6 protein-coding genes and 1 tRNA gene are annotated in these 6,807 nt (G+C 37.8%); 5 read left to right on the forward strand and 2 right to left on the reverse strand.

Annotated elements, in window-relative coordinates; genetic code table 11:
- Positions 1-6: 6 nt before the first annotated feature.
- Complete coding sequence (locus OC25_RS21825) at positions 7-1,062, reverse strand: helix-turn-helix transcriptional regulator (RefSeq protein WP_039480562.1); 1,056 nt, start codon at positions 1,060-1,062, stop codon at positions 7-9.
- Between the two features lie 608 nt (positions 1,063-1,670).
- On the opposite strand from OC25_RS21825, the gene OC25_RS21835 reads away from it, so the two are divergent.
- The 5 genes from OC25_RS21835 to OC25_RS21855 all read left to right on the forward strand — a co-directional run bounded on the left by OC25_RS21835 (position 1,671) and on the right by OC25_RS21855 (position 6,502).
- Positions 1,671-1,733: transfer RNA gene (locus tag OC25_RS21835), tRNA-OTHER, on the forward strand.
- A gap of 362 nt (positions 1,734-2,095) precedes the next feature.
- Positions 2,096-3,193, forward strand: a complete 1,098-nt coding sequence (locus tag OC25_RS21840; protein WP_039480568.1) for a slipin family protein — start codon at positions 2,096-2,098, stop codon at positions 3,191-3,193.
- Between the two features lie 60 nt (positions 3,194-3,253).
- The gene (locus OC25_RS21845; RefSeq protein WP_039480572.1) at positions 3,254-4,015 is read left to right on the forward strand and encodes a nucleotidyltransferase domain-containing protein; all 762 of its coding nucleotides are present in this window, start codon (positions 3,254-3,256) and stop codon (positions 4,013-4,015) included.
- On the forward strand, positions 4,005-5,066 hold the full coding sequence (locus OC25_RS21850) for a nucleotidyltransferase domain-containing protein (protein ID WP_039480576.1): 1,062 nt from the start codon (positions 4,005-4,007) through the stop codon (positions 5,064-5,066). Before OC25_RS21845 ends, OC25_RS21850 begins: the two co-directional genes overlap by 11 nt.
- 11 nt (positions 5,067-5,077) lie before the next feature.
- Entirely contained in the window at positions 5,078-6,502 is a 1,425-nt protein-coding gene (locus OC25_RS21855; protein WP_039480579.1) for an RtcB family protein, read from the forward strand.
- A 166-nt stretch (positions 6,503-6,668) separates the two neighbouring features.
- On the opposite strand, the gene OC25_RS27710 is transcribed toward OC25_RS21855, so the two are convergent.
- On the reverse strand, positions 6,669-6,807 hold a 139-nt coding region (locus OC25_RS27710; RefSeq protein ID WP_156131525.1), incomplete at its 5' end, for an IS3 family transposase.

The raw sequence follows: 6,807 nt of genomic DNA on the forward strand, positions 1-6,807 counted from the left end.
GTTTAACTAAGGCGTGGTATTTTCAATAGTATCTTTTTCCTTTTTTTGGATGGCTTCATACTGCTCATAAGTTTGCTGCAAACGTTTTTTTATTTTCCAGATCAACAATTTCGGCGAACGCACCCTAACACACTCCCCGAAACCCAAAATCTCGCGTTCCAGCTCATAATTCAGTACAACATCTATTCTAAAAATGGTAGTTTTATCATTTTTGTTCAATATTACCTGGGAGGTATGCAAAGGTTTGGTAATTACATAAGGTGCATGATCGTTGGTAAACTCCAATATAACTTTTTGCGCCCTGTCTCTTTCGCTTTTGGTCACCCCAATCAAATCATCATAATAACGATCGAAATCGACCCCTTCATAGGCTAAAAATTCTTCATTGGGCAATTCCTGAAATTCAACTATACGATCCAAAGCCAGATTTAAGATCCCGGGACGTTTCTTAGCCTTGCAGATCAAAAACCAGCGGTTACGGTACTCTTTCAGCAGGTATGGGAAATAAATACCCTGCTGAGCCTGCTTTGCCTTGAAGGATTTATATTCAATCAACAAGGATCGTTTATTTAAAACCGCCTGGTAAAGTGGCGGAATACATTCGATCCCCTTCACCAGCTTATTGCTTTCTAACTGAATGTTATTGCCACTCTGTTTGGTCGATTTATAAATGTTATTTTCTAAACGGGCAATCATATCGCTCATCTCGTCGAAATAATTGAAAGCATTAAACTGCTTTAGCACGCCAACAATTTCTTTCATTTTATCTACATCGGCATGATTAATCGGTGCCTTTGTAATGCTAAAACCGGGATCTTCATAGGCATAAAAGCGCTTGTCTTTTACCACAATGGGTGCATTATAACCCAATTTATCGCTTCGCATCAACTGAATATCGGCCTGGATAGTGCGCTTGCTTACCCCACTGGTTATACCTTCCAGCTCGTAAAGGGTTTCGGCAACCTTTTCTATAATATCATCGAGTGTCCATTTACGGAAACGATTTCTCAAACAATCGTCGATGGTTTTGTAGCGAATGAGGGCTAATTTATTGATGGCCATTTTGTGGGTTTTATGGTTGAAGTTAAAAATCTGGCATTTAAAGTCTCTGTTAAAGATAACTAAGTTTCATACAACTACGCAATACAATTGCGCAATTGAGCACCAAAAACACAAATTCAATCATAAATTAAATTTTATAAAACTAAAAATCAATCAGTTAAATAGAATTCATTTAAAAATTTTCAACTGCGCAATTCCTCCGCGCAGGGGTGGTGGCATCTTTGTAATGTCGCCAGTCGATAATAAAGTTCTTTGAAAAATATTAATAATAAATAGCTGATTTACAACAGAAAGTAAATTGTTTCAATAATACGCGCTCTCCATCATGCAGCTCATTTCAGAGCTGCAATTAACATGAAGCCCCTGTTCCGGATATGCGGAACAGGGTTAAGGGCAACAATTAAATAGTTTAAGTAAATCAGTATATATAAAGAAATTCCGGCGAATAACCGGGATGGCAAGACTACATAAAAACTGATCCCGGTTGCGGGTTTCTGTATAGCCCCAAAGTATTCGCGCAATTGCATGGAATATACTGATCAGGATTATGACAGTTTTGTCTGAACAGGTTGTGTGTCGTGGGTTCGATTCCCGCTTCCGGAGCAATCTGGAATAGCTCAGTTGGTAGAGCAACAACCATCAAAGTGCAGGTTCGAATCCTGCTTCCAACTCAACCTTGGAATCGCATAAGGGTAGTGCAATGGACTTAGGGATCCATCTTAAAAAGAAGAGATACTTCAAATTTCTCAATGATTAGCCTGTAAAACCGTATTCTGCTTAAAGATTTTTTATAAATCCCAAAAGCAAATTTGCTTTTGCTTTGAAAATAAAAACGATGAAAGAGCTGATTTAAAAATCAAATTATTTAAAACGTGCAGTTGTAATCTTCGGATTTCGGCTAAACTGAAAAAGTGATTTCATTCTTAAAAACATCATGATTCAATTTATTTCCGCAAATATCAGATGAATGTGCTTTTACAAGGCTTTGTAAATAAAAACAATTAAATAATTATAAATCTTAACATCAAAAAACATGAAAAGAGTAACCATTAACACCAATTATGTTGGATTGGTGTTTAAAAGAGGAAAATTAAAAAACGTATTAACTGAAGGAACTTACTGGTTAGGTTTCGGTGAAGATATGACACTATACGACATGGGAAAAGAATACTTTTTTACCCTTGCCGAATTAGAAGTATTGGTAACCAACAGTGATTTTACCAATCTGGTATACCTGGTAGATGTAGCCGATAACGAATTGGCACTGGTTTACCGCAACGGGAACTTCAAAAGCGTTTTAACAGCAGGTAAGCACGCCATTTGGAAAGGTTTATCGAGCTACGCTTTCGAAAAGGTAAATACAAGCAACATGGAAATTGAAGCCAATATTGACCGTAACCTATTGGAAAAAGCACCAATGAATAATTACATCCGGGCATACAAGGTAGAATCGTTTGAGCAGGCTTTATTGTTTATCGACGGAAAATTTGATAAAGTACTGGAAGCCGGAAATTACATGTACTGGAAAAATGCAACAACCATTACTGTTGTTAAAACCGACATGAGACAATTGAACCTGGAAGTTGTGGGGCAAGAAATCTTAACCAAAGATAAAGCCCAATTGCGTATTAACTTTAGCGTTCAATACAAAGTAATTGATATTATTAAATCTTTGTTGGAAAACAAAGATTTTGACAAGCAATTATACATCATTATGCAATTGGCCTTAAGAGAATCGATCGGCTTAATGACTTTTGACGAATTGATGGAAAGTAAGGAAAAAATTGCTGCGCAAGTAATGGAATTAACCCTGGCTAAGGCTGCTGATTTAGGTGTAAAATTGATTAATTGCGGTGTTAAGGATATTATTTTGCCAGGAGATGTAAAAGAGATTATGAATCAGGTATTAATTGCCGAGAAAAGGGCGCAAGCCAATATCATTACAAGGAGAGAGGAAACGGCTTCGACCAGAAGTTTGCTAAACACAGCCAAATTGATGGAAGAAAATGCAATGTTGTATAAGTTGAAAGAGATGGAATATGTAGAGAAAATCGCAGAAAAAATCAATAACATCAGCTTATCGGGCAGTGGGCAAATTGTCGATCAATTGAAGCAAATCTTTGTAAAATAAATTAATTTTAGAAACCCCTGGCATGGTGAATGTTACCTGCCGGGGATTAATTAGAAAAAAATGAAAACCGAGATAATAAGGAAACTTGGCGAAATAGAATGCGCGCACAACATCAAAATATTATTTGCCTGTGAGTCTGGAAGTAGAGGTTGGGAATTCCCGTCACCAGACAGCGATTATGATGTAAGATTTATTTATACACGCCCTTTGGATGACTATTTATCGGTTTCCGATAGCCCGGATCATCTTGATTTCCCAATAAATAATGAACTTGATATCAATGGCTGGGATATAAAGAAAGTGCTCAAACTGATCAGGAAATCAAATACAACTCCGTTTGAATGGCTACAGTCACCCATAATTTATATGGAGCACGATCATTTCAAAGAGGACTTGTGGAAATTGTGCCAGCAGTACTTTTATAGAAAAACAAATGTTAACCATTACCTGGGTATTGCGCTTGGTGCATTAGAAACTGGTACAAATGCAGGAGAAATCAAAATAAAAAAGCTTTTTTATGTGCTCAGATCACTACTTTCAGCAAAATGGTGCTTAGAAAAAAACACTATCGCGCCAATGACGATTGAACCGTTAATTACCTTAATGCCTGAAAATTTAATGGAGATTGTTCGTGAACTTATTTTACTCAAATCAACTTCTAATGAAGGATTTCTGATAAAAATAGTTCCTCAATTAAGCGCATACATCGATCATGAATTTGAAAAATGTAGTGTAGGGGCTAAAGACTTGCCAAAAGAAAGTTTTAGCGGGGAAGCTCTGGATATTTTCTTTAGAAAAACGATAAAGAGTTATGACAATTAAAGATTTAAAAGATAGAAATCTCTTGTTATTTGAATGTTTAAGTGGCAGTAGGGCTTATGGCTTAAATACTCCGGAATCTGATACAGATATAAAGGGTATTTATTACATGCCTAAAAGCATGTTCTTTGGCTTAAAGTATATCCCACAAATCAGTAATGAGAGTAATGATGAGGTTTATTATGAAATTGGCCGCTTTGTAGAATTGTTAATCAAGAATAATCCGAACATTGTTGAGATTTTAGCAACACCTGAAGACTGCATTTTATATAAGCATCCCGTAATGGAGAAATTAAACATTGCGATGTTCTTGTCCAAATTGTGTAAAGATACTTTTGGTGGTTATGCTTTAACCCAGATCAGAAAGGCAAAAGGTTTAAATAAAAAGATTTTGAATCCAATGCCAAAAGCTCGAAAAACAGTGCTTGATTTTTGTTATATAACAGAAAATTATTCAGCAGTTAAAGTTAAAGCATGGCTAAAAAAAAGGAATATCCTACAGGAAAACTGTGGGCTATCAAAAATTCCGCACACCAAAGATCTTTATGCACTATTTTACAACAATGAAATAAACATTCCCTATAAAGGCATAGCAAATAAAGCAAATGCCAATGAAGTTTCAGTATCTGCCATCCCCGCTGGGGAAAAGGGAATTGCGTATTTATTCTTCAATAAGGATAGTTATTCCTCGTACTGCAAAGAGCATAGTGAATATTGGGAATGGGTAGAAAAACGGAACGAGGATCGCTACAGTTTAAATAAGAATCATGGTAAAGATTATGATTCGAAAAACATGATGCATACCATCAGGCTATTACAAGTAGCACTTGAGATTGTACGGGATGGAAAATTAAATGTAAAACGACAAAATCGGGATGAGTTACTCATGATTAAAAGAGGAGAACTTGATTACGAAGAGGTATTAAAAATGGCTGAGGCTTTGATGGAACAAATTGAACAAGAAACAACCAAAAGCAAGATCATGGATAAGCCAAATACTGCTTTAGTTGAATCTTTACTTGTTGAGATGCGAACAGCGCTTTATGCCGATTAAAAAAAATAAAAATGAAAAACAACATAACAGGTAACAACCTTATTGAAACAGGTTATTCCGAAGGAAAAATATTAGGCTTAGCATTGGATATTTTGAAAGCAAACTTTACGGATATCGAAGAAAAAGAATTGCTGGTCTTATTTAAAAAAGTAAAAGATTACCCCGAAAGTTTTTTGGATGATCCGGTTTTAAATGCACTGGCAACAGCGATGATTGAAGAAGCCAATGCTCCAAAAGATGAAACCATTGAACTGGTAAGCCATGCCAGACCCTACGCGGTATTTGGCCCTGATTATATTGAAGAGGGTGCCAGAAACCAAATGAATATTGCCATGAAATTGCCGGTAGCGGTAGCAGGGGCTTTAATGCCCGACGCACACCAGGGTTATGGTCTGCCTATTGGCGGTGTACTGGCTACGAAAAATGCCATTATACCTTACGGTGTAGGCGTTGACATTGGTTGCCGAATGGCGCTGAGTATTTTCGATATCCCTGAAAAGCATTACTTCGGTAAAGATGCCATGTACAAACGCGAGTTGATTGCCTTTACCAAATTTGGAGCAGGCAGAGAGTTTAGGGGCTTGGAACGAGCCGAACACGAGGTGTTGGATAACGAAGATTTTAACTCAACTACTTTCCTTAAAAACCTACACGGAAAAGCTTGGGCTCAATTGGGTACATCGGGCGGTGGTAACCACTTTGTAGAGTGGGGAATTATTGATTTTGCAGAACGTGATGAAGTTCTAAATATCGATAAAGGTCGTTATGTAGCTTTGCTAACACATTCCGGTTCGCGTGGCTTAGGTGCTACCATTGCCGGCCATTATACCAAACTGGCTAAAGATATCTGTAAACTACCTAAAGAGGCCGCAAACCTAGCCTATTTAGACCTTAATACGGCCGAAGGACAAGAGTATTGGATTGCCATGAACTTAGCTGGCGATTATGCTTCTGCCTGTCACGAGGTAATTCATAAAAGGTTAACCAAAGCCATAGGTGCAAAAGTTTTAGCTAAGGTAGAAAATCACCATAATTTTGCCTGGAAGGAGCTTATTAACGATGAAGAAGTGATTGTTCACCGTAAAGGCGCTACTCCGGCCGGTAAGGGCGTAATGGGAATTATTCCGGGAAGTATGACCGCTCCAGGATTTCTGGTTAGAGGGAAAGGCGAAACCAGCGCAATCAATTCGGCATCGCATGGTGCGGGTAGACAAATGAGCAGAACGAAAGCAATTCAATCGATCACCAAATCGGACATGAAAGCAATTTTGAAAGACCACAACGTAACCTTAATTGGTGCGGGTATAGACGAAGCGCCGATGGCTTATAAAGACATCCATAAAGTAATGGCTGCACAAACAGAACTGGTTGATGTGGTGGCTAAATTCGAGCCTAAAATGGTAAGAATGGCTGATGATGGAAGTAGAGAGGATTAGTTTGGAGCCTTGAAAGCATCCAATTAGAGGAGTCGTCATCTCGACTGAAGCGCAGCGAAATGGAGAGATCTACAATAGATTTCTCGACTGTGTTGCACTGCGCTCGAAATGACGATCAAAACAAAACCCCTCTCCAAATGGACTGCCCCCAAAAGTTTAGACAAACTTAACAATTAATTATTTGGATGTGAGCTCGGTATTCAACCGGGCTCATTCCTTTTAGATTCAACCTAATCCTATTGTAGTTATAGTAATCGATGTACTCATCAATATCATTCTGTAACACCTCTACTGACAAGTACTTT

It is taken from the genome of Pedobacter kyungheensis (genome assembly GCF_000812965.1).
Lineage (GTDB): Bacteria > Bacteroidota > Bacteroidia > Sphingobacteriales > Sphingobacteriaceae > Pedobacter > Pedobacter kyungheensis.